The sequence below is a fragment of the Amycolatopsis sp. cmx-11-12 genome, assembly GCF_046269425.1.
Taxonomy (GTDB): Bacteria; Actinomycetota; Actinomycetes; order Mycobacteriales; family Pseudonocardiaceae; genus Amycolatopsis.
The window spans coordinates 1-15,096 of record NZ_JADNQM010000006.1 but is presented as its reverse complement, the minus strand read 5'-3'; the positions used below and the strand labels follow the sequence as shown (position 1 = coordinate 15,096).

At 68.4% G+C, this 15,096-nt stretch carries 9 protein-coding genes; 4 read left to right on the top strand and 5 right to left on the bottom strand.

The features are described from left to right. Window positions 1–21: 21 nt before the first annotated feature. Entirely contained in the window at window positions 22–954 is a 933-nt protein-coding gene (locus ACLARN_RS09930; protein WP_409491029.1) for an acyl-ACP desaturase, read from the top strand. A gap of 99 nt (window positions 955–1,053) precedes the next feature. Here ACLARN_RS09930 and ACLARN_RS09925 read toward each other — a convergent pair whose 3' ends face one another. After that, window positions 1,054–2,745: a DEAD/DEAH box helicase gene (locus ACLARN_RS09925; protein WP_409491028.1), complete on the bottom strand. Its 1,692-nt coding sequence runs from the start codon at window positions 2,743–2,745 to the stop codon at window positions 1,054–1,056. 274 nt (window positions 2,746–3,019) lie between these two features. On the opposite strand from ACLARN_RS09925, the gene ACLARN_RS09920 reads away from it, so the two are divergent. Both ACLARN_RS09920 and ACLARN_RS09915 read left to right on the top strand, forming a co-directional pair. After that, window positions 3,020–4,345, top strand: a complete 1,326-nt coding sequence (locus ACLARN_RS09920; RefSeq protein WP_409491027.1) for a serine hydrolase domain-containing protein — start codon at window positions 3,020–3,022, stop codon at window positions 4,343–4,345. A 24-nt stretch (window positions 4,346–4,369) separates the two neighbouring features. Next, window positions 4,370–6,100: an acyl-CoA dehydrogenase gene (locus ACLARN_RS09915; RefSeq protein WP_409491026.1), complete on the top strand. Its 1,731-nt coding sequence runs from the start codon at window positions 4,370–4,372 to the stop codon at window positions 6,098–6,100. A gap of 79 nt (window positions 6,101–6,179) precedes the next feature. Here ACLARN_RS09915 and ACLARN_RS09910 read toward each other — a convergent pair whose 3' ends face one another. Further along, complete coding sequence (locus ACLARN_RS09910; RefSeq protein WP_409491025.1) at window positions 6,180–8,576, bottom strand: Tex family protein; 2,397 nt, start codon at window positions 8,574–8,576, stop codon at window positions 6,180–6,182. Between the two features lie 162 nt (window positions 8,577–8,738). Here ACLARN_RS09910 and ACLARN_RS09905 point away from each other — a divergent pair, with 162 nt between their 5' ends. Further along, window positions 8,739–10,226 (top strand): chitinase, encoded by a 1,488-nt coding sequence (locus ACLARN_RS09905; RefSeq protein WP_409491024.1) that lies wholly within the window; start codon window positions 8,739–8,741, stop codon window positions 10,224–10,226. Window positions 10,227–10,350: 124 nt separating this feature from the next. Here the strand turns inward: ACLARN_RS09905 and ACLARN_RS09900 are convergent, their stop codons facing one another. From ACLARN_RS09900 to ACLARN_RS09890, 3 genes are all read right to left on the bottom strand, one after another. Further along, window positions 10,351–12,009: a GMC oxidoreductase gene (locus ACLARN_RS09900; RefSeq protein WP_409491023.1), complete on the bottom strand. Its 1,659-nt coding sequence runs from the start codon at window positions 12,007–12,009 to the stop codon at window positions 10,351–10,353. Then, window positions 12,006–13,475, bottom strand: a complete 1,470-nt coding sequence (locus ACLARN_RS09895; protein ID WP_409491022.1) for a flavin-containing monooxygenase — start codon at window positions 13,473–13,475, stop codon at window positions 12,006–12,008. Before ACLARN_RS09895 ends, ACLARN_RS09900 begins: the two co-directional genes overlap by 4 nt. Window positions 13,476–13,795: 320 nt before the next feature. Next, window positions 13,796–14,899: a winged helix DNA-binding domain-containing protein gene (locus ACLARN_RS09890; RefSeq protein ID WP_409491021.1), complete on the bottom strand. Its 1,104-nt coding sequence runs from the start codon at window positions 14,897–14,899 to the stop codon at window positions 13,796–13,798. Window positions 14,900–15,096: the final 197 nt, after the last annotated feature.

Genomic DNA, 15,096 nt, shown 5'->3' with positions numbered 1-15,096 from the left:
TGTCCCGGAAGGAAGAAACGCATGGCGGTCCCCGAAAGCACCCGGCTGATGCTCGAGCTCGAGGGGACGGTCGAGGAGAACCTCAACCGGCATCTCGGGGTCGCCAAGGAATGGATGCCGCACGAGTACGTGCCGTGGAGCGAGGGCAAGAACTTCGCCGAACTGGGCGGCGAGCCCTGGGATCCCGAGCAGTCGCGGGTGTCGCCGATCGCGCGGACCTCGCTGGAGGTCAACCTGCTCACCGAGGACAACCTCCCGAGCTACCACCGCGAGATCGAGCGCGCCTTCGGGCGCGACGGCGCGTGGGGCACCTGGGTGCACCGCTGGACCGCAGAAGAAGGTCGTCACGGCATCTGCATCCGCGACTACCTGCTGGTGACACGCGCGGTGGACCCGGTCGAGCTGGAGCGGGCGCGGATGCAGACCATGCAGGCCGGGTACGACAGCGGTGACAAGGCGTTACTGAACGTCTTCGCGTACGTGTCGTTCCAGGAGCTGGCGACGCGGCTTTCGCACCGCAACACCGGGCGGTACACACAGGATCCGTTGTGCGAGAAGCTGCTCTCGCGGGTCGCGATGGACGAGAACCTGCACATGATCTTCTACCGCAACCTGGTGAAGGCGTCGCTGGAGCTTTCACCCGACGCGATGATGCGCGCCATCACCGACGAGGTCGTCCAGTTCCAGATGCCGGGCGCGGTGATCCCGAGCTTCGTGCGGAAGGCCGCCCTGATCGCGAAGGCGGGCATCTACGACCTGCGGATCCACCACGACGAAGTGATCTGGCCGCTGCTGCGGCACTGGAAGATCTTCGAGCTGGAAGGACTCGGCGAGGAGGGGGAGAAGGCCCGCGACGAACTCGACCAGTTCCTCAAGGCCCTCGACACCCAGGCGTCACGGTTCGAAGAGCGCCGGGCGGCCACTGAAGCCCGCCTCGCCGCCCGAAACGCGTGACCAACCGGGCATCACGCGTGATCAGACGGAGAACTCACGTGATCAGACGGAGAACTCCGTGTTCTCCATCTGATCACGCGTGATCGCCGTCGGCGAGAGTTAGCGCGAGCGGCGAGAGCCAGCGCGCGTTCCCGAGGAGAAGGCGGCGGCACCGCCACGGCGGGCCGGAGCGCCACCGGACTGGTTTCGCGAGGGCTGGGACTTCGCGGCACCGGAACCCCGGCGCGGCTGGGACTCGGAGGCCCCGCGACGAGCCTGGCCGCCCTTGGGGGCGCCTTCGCGACGTCCCGTGCTTTCAGCCGCACGACGGCCCTGACCGGTGGGGGCGCCGCCACGGCGGTCGCCTTCGGTCCGGGGCTGACGCGAACGGCCTTCCGAAGATCCTCCAGCACCACCAGTGCCGCCAGCGCCACCGCGACGCGCGCCACCGGAGGAGCCACGGCCACCACCGGAAGCACCGCGGCCGCCGACGGAGGGGCCACGGCCGCGACCGGCCCGGTTACCGCGGCCCCGGTTCGCCGGACGGTCGTCTTCGTCATCGCCCTTGCCGGAGATGGCCTCGCCGCTGGCGCTGACCTTCTTCGGACGCGTGTCCACGATCGGCCGCCGCGGTGACGCGGTGAACGAACGCTCGCCGGGGGCCAGCTCGGACAGCAGCGGGTGGCCGGGGCCGAGCTGTGTCGTGGTCGGCTTGATGCCCGCCTTGCGGGTGAGGTCGCGGACGTCGCCGACCTGCGCGTCGGTCATCAGCGTGACGACGGTGCCGGACGCACCGGCCCGCGCGGTCCGGCCGGACCGGTGCAGGTACGCCTTGTGCTCGACCGGCGGGTCGGCGTGGATGACGAGGGTGACGTCGTCGACGTGGATGCCGCGGGCGGCGATGTCGGTCGCGACCAGCGTCTTCGCCGCGCCGGAGGAGAACGCCTCCAGGTTGCGCGTGCGCGCGGTCTGGCCGAGGTTGCCGTGCAGTTCGACCGCCGGCACCCCGGAGGCCATGAGCTTGCGCGTGAGCTGCTTGGCGCGGTGCTTCGTCCGGGTGAACACCAGCGTGCGGCCCGGTGCGGCGGTGAGGTCGATCAGCACCGGCAGCCGGTGGGTCTCCTCCAGGTGCAGCACGTGGTGCTGCATGGTCGAGACCGGCGACTGGGCCGAGTCGACGCTGTGCGTGACCGGGTCGTGCATGAAGCGTTTGACCAGCACGTCGACGCCCGCGTCGAGGGTCGCGGAGAACAGCAGCCGCTGCCCGCGCTCCGGGGTCTCGGACATGATGCGCCGGACGTCGGGCAGGAAGCCGAGGTCGGCCATGTGGTCGGCCTCGTCCAGCACGGTGACCTCGATGTGGTCGAGCTTCACCTCACCCGAACGCATGTGGTCGGCGAGCCGGCCGGGGCAGGCGACGACGATGTCGACGCCGTCACGCAGCCGGGTGATCTGCGGGTTGGGGCTGACGCCGCCGAAGATGGTGGTGACCTTGAGGCCGAGCGGCTTGGCCAGCGGCAGGAACGACGCCTCGATCTGGGTGGCCAGTTCGCGGGTCGGGGCCAGCACCAGCGCGCGCGGACGGCCCGGACGGCGCCGCGTCGGACCGGCGGCGAGCCGGGCGAGGACGGGCAGCACGAAGCCGTAGGTCTTGCCGGAGCCGGTGCGGCCGCGGCCGAGGACGTCCCGGCCTGCCAGCGAATGCGGCAGCGTGGCGGCCTGGATCGGGAACGGGCTGGTGACGCCCTGCTCGGCGAGCGAGTCCACGAGGGTCTTGGGCAGGCCGAGTTCGGTGAAAGTAGGTGTGCTCATAAGCGTATGGGCGCGTATGCGCCCTGGTATCTCCGTAAGAATAGGAACGGTTGTCCTGCCCGGCGCAGACCTCGGGGGCCGCGGCGCGTGGTCATTCGACAACGAAACGCGGCCCGAGGCAGAACTGAGCGGACCGCAATGCCAGTGTACTTGGTCGTGATCTCCCGGGCTACGTGATATCGCCCGCACCGGTCCGCCGATGTTCGTCGGTTCGTACGAGCCGGACGCGGCGTCGCGGTGAAACGCTGGCCTGACCGTACGAAAGGGGACACGGGTGCCGAACGTTCAGGATCTGCAAGGCGTGCTCGACGAGGAGGCGCGCGGGGCGGGTGTCCCCGGCGCGGTGGTGGGGGTGCTGCACCGCGGCGAGGAGTCGGTGTTCGCCACCGGCGTGTCCAGTGTGGACACCGGACTGCCGGTCGACGCCGGAACGCTGTTCATGATCGGCTCGACGAGCAAGACGTTCGCCGCGGCCGCGTTGTTGTCGCTGGTCGAAGAGGGCGTGCTGGACCTGGACAAGCCGGTCGCCGAGTACCTGCCCGGACTTCGGCTGGCGGATCTCGTGGCGCAGAAGACGGTGACGGTGCGGCATCTGCTCACGCATTCCGCCGGGTTCCTCGGCGACGTCGACCTCGACACCGGCTGGGGCGACGACGCGTTGGCGCTGGCGGTCGAGCAGTTCGGCGACCTGCCGCAGATCTTCCCGCCCGGCGAGGTCTTCTCCTACTGCAACGCCGGGTTCCAGCTGGCGGGCCGCGTCGCGGAGGTCGTCTCGGGCCGTACCTTCGAAGACCTGGTCCGCACCCGGTTCCTGGAGCCGCTCGGTATGACCGAGTCGTATTACCTGCCGTGGGAGGTGCTCACGCGCCGTCACGCCGTCGGTCATGTGGAGCAGGCCGTCGCGCACACCGTGGGCCTGACCCGCGCGGACAGCGCCAGCGGCGGCCTGTGGTCCACCGCCGGAGACCAGCTGAAGTGGGCCCGGTTCTTCCTGACCGGGGAGTCGGCGGGCGAACCGCCGCTCAGCGCCGCGACCTGCGACCTCATGCGGACACCGCAGCGCAAGGCCGCGCTGCGGTTCGAGGAGGTCGGGCTGAGCTGGCTGCACACCACCCACGGGGCCGCCCGGCTCGTGCGGCACGGCGGCAACGTCAGCAACCTGCAGCTTTCGGAGTTCGTCACGCTGCCGGAGGCGGACTTCGCGGTCACCGTGCTGACCAACAGCGCGGGTGGCGCGGCGCTGGGCCGCAACGTCGTCGACTGGTGCCTGGAACACCTGGTCGGCCTGCCCCCGGTCGAGAGCCTGCCGCCGCGGCCGACGCCGTCGCTGGTCGAGTACACCGGCCGCTACGAGACCGGGCAACTCGCGTTCGAGATCACCGACCGCGACGGCGCGCTCTGGGCCCAGCTCGTCGCCGACGTCGAGGACTTCCCGTCGCCGCCTCCGTTCGAGGCCGTCTTCGTCGCCGACGACGCGATCGCCCCGGCCGCCGACACCCGCGCGGCCACCGGCCGCTTCCTGCGGAACGACCACGGGGAGGTGACTTCCGTCGAGTTCGGTGGCCGGACGGCGAGGCGGCGCGCTACGGTTACCGGGTAGTAACTTCGGCGACCAGGAGTGACGATGAGCGAAAAGGCGACCGCGTTGTTGCTGAACCCGGGTGGGTACGACCCACGGCAGTTCGACCCGGAGACGCGTCGCCTGCTGCGTGCCACCATCGAGTGGTTCGAACAGCGTGGCAAGCGCAAGCTCACCGAGGACTACCACGAGCGGACCTTCTACGCGGACTTCATCGAGTTCGCGGGCAAGGAAGGCTTGTTCTCGACGTTCCTCACTCCCGGCGCCAACGCCGACGGCGACCCCGACAAGCGCTGGGACACCGCGCGCGTCGCGGCGCTGTCGGAAATCCTCGGTTTCTACGGCTTGAACTACTGGTACCCGTGGCAGGTCACCATCCTCGGCCTTGGCCCGGTGTGGCAGAGCGCGAACGAGGCCGCCCGCAAACGCGCGGCGGACTCGCTCGCGGCCGGCGGCGTCGCCGCGTTCGGACTGTCCGAAAAGGAGCACGGCGCCGACATCTACTCGTCGGACCTCGTGCTGACCCCGGACGGCAACGGCGGCTACCGCGCCAACGGGTCGAAGTACTACATCGGCAACGGGAACTGCGCGCGGACCGTGTCGGTGTTCGGCCGCATCGACGGTGTCGAGGGCCCGGACCAGTACGTGTTCTTCTACGCGGATTCGGAACACCCGAACTACCGCGTGGTGAAGAACGTGGTGCCGTCGCAGATGTACGTCGCCGAGTTCGAGCTCAACGACTACCCGGTGTCCGAAGAGGACATTCTGCACATCGGCGCCGAGGCGTTCAGCGCTGCGCTGAACACGGTCAACATCGGCAAGTTCAACCTGTGCTTCGGCGGCATCGGGATGTCGACGCACTCGCTGTACGAGGCGATCACGCACGCGCACAACCGGGAGCTGTACGGCAAGAAGGTCACCGATTTCCCGCACGTGCGCCGGGAATTCGTCGAGGCGTACGCGCGGCTCGTCGCGATGAAGCTGTTCTCCGACCGCGCCGTGGACTACTTCCGCAGCGCGAACCCGGACGACCGCCGGTACCTGCTGTTCAACCCGATCACCAAGATGAAGGTGACCACCGAGGCGCAGAAGGTCATCGGCCTGGTCGCGGATGTGGTGGCGGCCAAGGGTTTCGAGACCGACACCTATCTCGCGATGGCCAAGAACGACATCGACGGCCTGCCGAAGCTGGAAGGCACGGTGGCGGTGAACCTCGCGCTGATCGCGAAGTTCGTGCCCGCGTACCTGTTCGCGCCGCAGGCCTACGAGCCGGTGCCGACGCGCTCCGACGCCGCCGACGACGAATTCCTGTTCCGTCAGGGACCCGCGCGCGGGCTGTCCAAGGTGCGGTTCCACGACTGGCGCGAGGCCTACGCCAAGGCGTCCGCGATCCCGAACGTCGCGCGGTTCACGGAGCAGGCCGAGGCGCTGGTGAAGCTGTTCACCGACGCGACCCCGGACGAGGCGCAGCAGCAGGACCTCGACTTCGGGCTGGCGCTGACCGAGCTGTTCACGCTGGTCGTCTACGGGCAGCTGGTGCTGGAGCAGGCGGAGATCACCGGGATCGAGACCGAGGTCGTCGACCAGATCTTCGGCGTCCTGGTGCAGGACTTCAGCGTCGCCGCGATCGACCTGCACGGGAAGTCTTCCTCGACCGAGGCGCAGCAGGCGCTCGCGCTGGCCTCGGTGCGGAAGCCCGTTGTGGACGCGGCCCGCTTCGACCACGTTTGGTCGCTCGTCCGTGATCTCTCGGGCGCCTACGCGATGAACCCCTGAGTCTCTAGCCCCCAATGCGCGTGAAGGCCCCCTTCCCTCGGCTCAGCCGAGGGAAGGGGGCCTTCACGCGCAAAGTGACCTACTTGCCGTAGCCAGCCTTGCGGAGGGCGTCCGCCAGCGAGCCGCCCCCGCCGCCGGAGTTCCCGCCCCGGTCCCGGCCGCCGCGACCACCCTGGCCGCCCTGACGCTGCCCGCCTTGACGCTGGCCGCCGCCCTGACCGCGGTCACGACCGCCGCCATCACGACCGCCGCCACCGCCGCCCTGCTCGCGAGCGGGCTTGCCGGGCTCGTCGTCCAGGCGCAGAGTCAGCGAGATCCGCTTGCGCGGCACGTCGACTTCCAGGACCTTCACCTTGACGATGTCGCCGGGTTTCACGACCTCACGCGGGTCCTTGACGAAGTTCTTCGACAGCGCCGAGACGTGCGCGAGGCCGTCCTGGTGCACGCCGACGTCGATGAACGCGCCGAACGCGGCCACGTTCGTCACGACGCCTTCCAGCCGCATGCCCGGCTTGAGGTCGCCGATCTTCTCGACGCCGTCGGCGAAGGTCGCGGTCTTGAACGCCGGACGCGGGTCGCGGCCAGGCTTGTCGAGTTCGGCGAGGATGTCGGTCACCGTCGGCAGACCGAAGGTGTCGTCGACGAACTCGGACGGCTTCAGCGCTTGCAGCGTCCGCGAGTTGCCGATCAGCGCGCGGAGGTCGGTCCCGGTCGAGGACAGGATCCGCCGCACCACCGGATAGGCCTCCGGGTGCACCGAGGACGAGTCGAGCGGGTCGTCGCCGTCCGGGATCCGGAGGAAGCCCGCGCACTGCTCGAAGGCCTTGGGACCGAGCCGCGCGACCTCCTTGAGCCCGGTCCGCGTCTTGAACGGGCCGTTCTCGTCACGGTGCGCCACGATGTTCTCGGCCAGGCTCGTCGTGATGCCCGAGACGCGGGTCAGCAGCGGCGCCGACGCGGTGTTGACGTCCACGCCGACCGCGTTCACGCAGTCCTCGACCACCGCGTCGAGTGACCGCGACAGCGAGATCTCGGACAGGTCGTGCTGGTACTGCCCGACACCGATCGACTTCGGGTCGATCTTCACCAGTTCCGCCAGCGGGTCCTGCAGCCGCCGCGCGATGGAGACCGCGCCGCGCAGCGAGACGTCCATGCCCGGCAGTTCCTGCGACGCGAACGCCGACGCCGAGTACACCGACGCGCCCGCCTCGGAGACGACGGCCTTGGTCAGCTTCAGTTCCGGATGCTTCTTGATCAGCTCGCCGGCGAGCTTGTCGGTCTCGCGTGACGCGGTGCCGTTGCCGATCGAGACCAGGTCCACCTTGTGCCGGGCGCACAACGCGGCCAGTTCGGCGATCGACTGGTCCCATTTGTTGGCGGGCTGATGCGGGTAGATCACGTGGGTGCCGACGACCTTGCCGGTGTCGTCGACGACGGCGACCTTCACACCAGTGCGGAAACCGGGGTCGAGGCCCATCGTGGCGCGCGTGCCTGCCGGGGCGGCGAGCAGCAGGTCACGCAGGTTCGCGGCGAACACGCGGACGGCGTCGTCCTCTGCCGACTGACGCAGCCGCATCCGCAGGTCGATGCCCAGGTGCAGCAGGATCTTCGTGCGCCACGCCCAGCGGACGGTGTCGCCGAGCCACTTGTCGCCGGGCCGGCCCTCGTTCGAGATCCCGAACTTGTGCGCGATGCGGGTCTCGTAGTCGGTCGGGCCGGTGCGCGGTTCTTCCGACGGCTCCTCGGGCTCCATCGTGAGGTCGAGGATCTCCTCCTTCTCGCCGCGCAGCATCGCGAGGATCCGGTGCGAGGGAAGTTTGGTGTACGGCTCGGAGAACTCGAAGTAGTCGGAGAACTTCGCGCCCTCGTCGGCCTTGCCGTCACGGACCTTCGAGGTAAGGCGGCCCTGCGACCACATCTTCTCGCGCAGCTCGCCGATCAGGTCGGCGTCTTCGGCGAAGCGCTCGACGAGGATCGAACGGGCGCCGTCCAGCGCGGCCTGCGCGTCCGCGACACCCTTGTCGGCGTCGACGAATACCGCGGCGGCGGCCTGCGGGTCGGTGTTCGGGTCGTTCAGCAACCCGTCGGCGAGCGGCTCCAGCCCGGCCTCACGGGCGATCATCGCCTTCGTCCGCCGCTTGGGCTTGTACGGCAGGTAGATGTCTTCGAGGCGGGACTTGGTGTCCGCCGCCATGATCGACGCTTCGAGCGCCTCGTCCAGCTTGCCCTGGCTACGGATCGACTCCAGCACGGCTACCCGGCGCTCGTTGAGCTCCCGCAGGTAGCGGAGGCGTTCTTCGAGCGTGCGCAGCTGGGCGTCGTCCAGCATCCCGGTGACCTCTTTGCGGTACCGGGCGATGAACGGCACGGTCGATCCGCCGTCCAGCAGGTCGACGGCCGCCTTGACCTGCCCCTCGCGCACGCCGAGTTCTTCGGCGATCTTCTGCTCGACTGTCTGCAGGCCCTGCACGCTCACTCCCACGCTCCTGAAATCCGCCCTCGGGTGCTCTCGGACCCTGCATTCTGCCGCTTCCGCCGAGCCGACTTTCGTATGGCCTCCTCTAACCGAACCCTTGACAGTTGTATTGGTCTAGTCCATTTTGATGTGGCCGACATCACCCGTTCGTGGAGGCCAGCCGTGAAAGTCAAGCCGAAACACGCGTTCCTCGCCCTGCTGTCGTCACTGGCCGTGTGCCTGGGGGTGACTTTCGCGGTCTCGGGCAGTGCCTCGGCCGCCAACATCCTGACCAACCCGGGCTTCGAACTCGGGACCACGAGCGGCTGGACCTGTACCGGCGCGTCCTCGGTCGTCACCACGCCGGTCCACTCGGGCACCCGCGCGCTCAGCGCGACCCCGGCAGGCCAGGACAATGCCCGCTGCTCGCAGAGCGTGCCGGTGAAGGCCAACACCGCGTACACACTTTCGGCCTGGGTGCAGGGCAGTTACACCTATCTGGGCGTCACGGGCACCGGGACGGGTGACAAGAACACCTGGACCCCGGGCGGTGCCAGCTGGAGCCAGCTCTCGCTGAGCTTCACCACCGGCGCGTCCACCACCAGCGTCGACATCTACCTGCACGGCTGGTACGGCCAGCCCGCGTACTTCGCGGACGACGTCAACCTCGACGGCCCCGGCGGCTCGCCGACCACCACCCCGACGACGCCGACGACGCCCACCACCACCACCACCACGAGCAACTCGCCGACGACGACCACCAGCAACCCGCCGACGGGCAACCTGCCGAAGCACGTGATCACCGGCTACTGGCAGAACTTCTACAACGGCGCGAAGGCGCTCAAGCTCGCTGACGTGCCGACGAAGTACAACATCATCGCGGTGTCCTTCGCCGACGCGACGGCCACGCCGGGCGCGGTCACCTTCACCCTCGACTCGGGTCTGTCGAGCCAGCTCGGCGGCTACACCGACGCGCAGTTCAAGGCCGACATCAAGACGGCGCAGGCACGCGGGCAGAAGGTCATCCTGTCGGTGGGCGGTGAGAAGGGCACGATCCGCGTCGACTCCTCGGCCGCGGCGACGAACTTCTCCAACAGCATGAAGTCGCTCATCGCGACCTACGGCTTCGACGGCGTCGACATCGACCTCGAGAACGGCGTCAACGCGACCTACATGGCGCAGGCGCTGCGCAGCATCCACGCGGCGGGCGGCACGGTCATCACCATGGCGCCGCAGACGATCGACATGCAGAGCCCGGCGGCGGAGTACTTCAAGCTGGCGCTGAACGTCAAGGACATCCTGACGATCGTCAACATGCAGTACTACAACAGCGGCACGATGCTCGGCTGCGACCAGAAGGTCTACTCGCAGGGCACGGTCGACTTCCTCACCGCGCTGGCCTGCATCCAGCTGCAAAGCGGCCTGCGTGCCGACCAGGTCGGCCTCGGCCTGCCCGCCTCCGGTTCCGCGGCGGGTGGCGGCTACCAGGCGCCCGGCAACACGGTCAACGCGCTGAACTGCCTGGCGAAGGGAACGAACTGCGGTTCGTTCAAGCCTTCGACGACGTACCCGACGATCCGGGGCGCGATGACCTGGTCGATCAACTGGGACGCTTCGCAGGGCTACGCGTGGTCGAACACGGTGAGCGCGGGCCTGGCGGGCCTCCCGTGATGATCCGCCGCTAGACCGGGGCGGGGCACCGCCGTCGCGCGGGCGACGGTGCCCCGCCCCTTCCACCTCGCAATTCGGCACCTACTTGCGGTATTTGCGCCACGCAAACATCGCAAGTAGGTGCCTAATTGCGGAGGGGGAGGGCTGCGGGAGCCTCCGGGGGAACGACGGGCTTGCGCGGGGCGATGGGGGACAGGCGCCGGTAGGGAGAGCCCAGCGGCGGACGCGGGTCGGCCTCACCCTTGTTGGGCCACAACGACATCGCGCGTTCCGCCTGCGCCGTGATGGTCAGCGACGGATTCACTCCGAGGTTCGCCGAGATCGCCGAGCCGTCGGCGATATGCAGTCCGGGATGGCCGTGCACCCGCTGGTACGGGTCGACGACGCCGGTCTCAGGGCTGTCGCCTATCGCGCAGCCGCCGATGAAGTGCCCGGTGATCGGGATGTTCGCCAGATCCGTCCACGCGCCCTGCGCCAGCCCGCCGATCTTGTCCGCCACCCGTCGCGTGACCTCGTGCCCGGCGGGGATCCACTCGGGGTTCGGGTCGCCGATGCCCTGCTTAGTGGTCATCCGGCGGCCGAAGAGCCCGCGTTTCGTGTACGTGGTCACGGAATTGTTCAGTGTCTGCATGACCAGCAGCCCGACCATCCGCTCCGACCACCGGCGCGGGTTGTGCAGCCGTACCAGGTTCCGCCGGTTCCGCGCCAGTTCGCGCAGACCCAGCACCCATCGGCGCTTGCCCGGTTCGGCGTCGACGAGCACCGTCGTCAGCAGGCCCATGAAGTTGCTGCCCTTGCCATAGCGCACCGGTTCGACGTGCGTCACGGCGTCGGGATGGATCGACGACGTGATCGCGACGCCGCGGGTGAAGTCGGTGTCGTCACGCAACGACCGCGCGGCGAGCACGGCTTCGGAGTTCGTCCTGGCGAGCAACCCCAGGCGCGGCGACAGCTTCGGCAGTGTTCCCGAGTCCTTCATCGAATGCAGAAGCCGTTGCGTGCCCAGGGAAGCGGCGGCGAACACGACCTGTTCGGCGGTGAAGGTGCGCTTGCGTTTGCGCACCCAACGTCCTGTTTGGACAGTGTCGACCGCGTAGCCGCCGTCGATCGGCCGGACCGCCACCACGGTGGTCAGCGGATGGACCTCCGCGCCCGCTTTTTCCGCCAGGTACAGGTAATTCTTGACGGTCGTGTTCTTCGCGCCGACCCGGCAGCCGGTCATGCATTCACCGCAGTGCGTGCACGGAGTCCGTCGTGGGCCTTCGCCGCCGAAGAACGGGTCAGTGTCGCGCTTGCCGAAGTAGACGCCGACCGGTGTCGGCCGGTAGGTGTCCGCGATGCCCATGTCCTCGGCGACCTCGCGCAGGACACGATCGGCCGGGGTGACCAGCGGGTTCTCCACCACGCCCAGCATCCGCTTCGCCTGGTCGTAATGCGGGGCGAGTTCGGACTTCCAGTCGGTGATGTGCACCCATTGCGGGTCTTCGTAGAAGGTGTCCGGGGGTTCGTAGAGCGTGTTCGCGTAGACGAGCGAACCGCCGCCGACGCCCGCGCCGCTCATCACGAAGGTGTTCTTGAGCAGGGTGAGCCGCTGGATGCCGTAGCAGCCCAGTTTCGGGGCCCACAGGTACTTCCGCAGTCGCCACGAGGTCTTCGCGAACTCGTCGTCGGCGAACCGGCGGCCGGTCTCCAGCACGCCGACGCGATAGCCCTTCTCGGTCAGCCGCAACGCTGTCACGCTGCCGCCGAACCCGGAGCCGATCACCAGAACGTCGTGGTTCATCGCGGCCCGGCCGTCCGGTAGTCGCCGAGGTCGAGTGTCTTCGTCCGGCGGTCGTACTCGGTCACCAGACCCGGCCAGTTCGTGCTCACCCGCCCGTTCTCCTGACGGTACCAGCTGGCGCAGGTCGTCCAGACGCTGTGGCCGAGCCGTCGCTGGATCTCCTTGTCGTAGCGGTCTTCCACCTCGGGCACGACGTCCATATAGGACACTCCCGGCTGGTTGAGGTGTTCGACGGCCTGCCGGATGTAGCGTGCCTGCCGTTCGATCATGTAGATGATGGAGCCCGCGCCGAGGTTCGTGTTGGGGCCGTAGACGCAGAACAGGTTCGGGAAACCCGGCACGGTCATGCCGAGGTACGCTCGCGCGCCGCCCTTCCACGCGTCGGACAGCGCCCGGCCGCCGAGCCCTTCCACCTTGAGCTCGCCGAGGAAATCCGTTGCCGCGAAACCGGTTCCGTAGACGATGACGTCGGCCTCGTGCTCGACGCCGTCCTCGGTGAGCACCCCGGACGGCGTGATCGCGCTGATACGCCGGGTCTCCACCGCCACGTTGTGCTGTGCGAGCGCGGGCAGGTACTCGTTGGTGAACAGGATCCGCTTGCAGCCAAGAGGATAGTCCGGGGTGAGTTTCTCGCGCAGTGCCCGGTCCTTGATGTGACGATGGCGCAGCTGGGCCGTCCGCAGCTCGAAGATCTTGGCCAGCAAAGGATGTTTGGTCATCGCGTACGTCGCGTACTCGGCGAGGAGGAAGATCCGGAGCCTGCCGAGCAGTTGCGTGGCCGGGAGGTGCCGGAACAGCCGTTGCTGCCAGCGCCGGTAGCGGGTGTCCCGTTTGGCCATGATGTAGGGCGCGGTGCGCTGGAACACCGTCAGTTCACCGGCCTGGCGCTGGAGTTCGGGCACGAACTGGATCGCGCTCGCGCCGGTGCCGATCACCGCGACCTTCTTGCCGCGCAGGTCGGCGTCGTGCTCCCAGCGCGCGGAGTGGAAACTGGTGCCCTCGAAGGTGTCCTGGCCGGGGATGTCCGGCTGGACCGGCCGCGAAAGCTGCCCGACGGCGGGAACGAAGACCTTTGTCTCGAAGGTCTCGCCGCCCGCGGTCTCGACGCGCCAGAGCCCGCGTTCCTCGTCGAACGCCGCGCCGGTGACGCGGGTGCCGAAGCGGATGTGCGGTTCGAGTCCGTAGCGGCGCACCACGCGTTTGAGGTACTCGTGGATGTCGGGTTGCAGCGAGAACCGCTTCGGCCAATCGGGGTTGGGCTCGTAGGAGAACGAGTACAGCGGCGACGGGATGTCGCAGCCCGCGCCCGGATAGGTGTTCTCGCGCCAGACGCCGCCCGGTTCGTCGGCGCTCTCCAGGATGACGAAGTCGTCGATCCCGGCGCGTTTGAGCTCGATCGCCGTCCCGACCCCGCCGAACCCCGTACCGACGATCAGCACGCTCGTCTTCGATGACCCAGTGCTCATGCCGGTCGACGCTACGCAGCCCTCACCCTGCCCGGAAGTACCCGCCCGGCCACCAAATCGAGATTTCCGGCCACGCACTTGCCGCAATTCGGCACCTGGTTGCGGTAGTTCGACGCCGAACCATCGCAACCAGAGGACGAATTGCGGGGGTTACCTGCCCCGATCGCGACGACGGGAAGCCGGGAGCGAAGGGGTGTGTGGAAATAGGGACACTCAACGTCTCTATTTCCACACACCCCCTTGCCCCGACGTCAGCATGGCACGACACCCCGCGCGTTTCGGCACCTAGTTGCGGTAGTTCGTGCCACCAACTACCGCAATTAGGTGCCGAATTGCACCGTGTGGGTCTCGGCGTTGGGGTGAGCCCAGGTCAGGAGGCGGTGGGCGGAGCTTTCGAGGGCGTCCAGGTCGCGCTTCGGGACGCGTTCGAACGGCGTGATCACCACCGAAGCGGCCTTCTTCGCCCCCTTGATCTCCCAGAGGCCTTTCACGAATCCGTCGACCAGGATGGTGCCCTTGACCAACCCGTTCTGGGTGATGACGACCTTGCGGTGCTCGTCGCTGATCACCCGGGTGCGGTCGGCGTAGGACAGCACGGTCTGGTCGAACGGCCCCAAGAGCCGCGCCGGCGCCGGGGTGTCCGGATCGGGCCGCGGCGCGTCCGGCAGGTCGAACAGCTCACGTCCGTTCTCGTCGCGGAACGTCCGCAGTTCCGGCCGCAGCCGCTCGGCGACCTCTCCCAGCTTCGTGATCCCGGCCCACGCCTGCACGTCCTGGACGCTCGCGGGCCCGAACGCGGCCAGATAGCGCCGGAACATCCGCTCCGGTGACGGCGTCGTGTCCGGTTCGGCGCCGAGCCAGTCCCCGGTTGTCTGATACGTCGGCTGCCCGGACTTCCCCCAGATCCCGCGAGGCGGGAGCTGCACCAGCGGCAGCAGCGCCCGCGCGACGTGCACCAGCGCCGACGGTCCCGCGCTTTCCCAGCGCTCCGCCAGTTCCGCGCCGAGTTCGGCGGACGACAGCGGCCGCTCGCCGAGCAGTTTGCGGGCAGTGCGGGCGATCTCCTGGTGATCGAGACCCTTGATCTCCGGGGTGAACTGGGTGTTGCCGTCCACCGAGCGGTCGTAGAGCGGCTGCACGATCGGCCGCCACGCCAGCGCGTCCGACGGCGTCACCAGGTGCACCGTGCCGCGCATGAGCGCGATCCGCACGACACTCTTGTCGAGCAGCAGGTTCGCCAGGTCCTCCTGGCGGAACCCGTGCAGCCGCGTCCACAGCGCGAAGTACGGCGGGTTCGGTGCCTGCGCCTGCAATCCGGCGAGATGCTCGACTGCTTCGAGTGCGGTCATCTTCGAACGCCGGAGCAGCAGCTGCCGGTCCAGCATGGCGCGGTTCAGCGCGCGCCTGCTCAACGTGTCGGACATGCCGCTCACCTTAATCGGGATCGAGGACAGTTACGGTCCTCAATGCGAGAGCCGCTGCCGGGATCCATAATGGGGACTTTTCATCTTGGTCTTGGCTGGTGGGGTGGGGTTGACCGGGTGTGTTAATGCCGGGGTGGGGTGGTGCTTGTCAGATGTGCCGGGTGCGTTGTTCGTGCTGGATGAGCACGAGCAAGGCT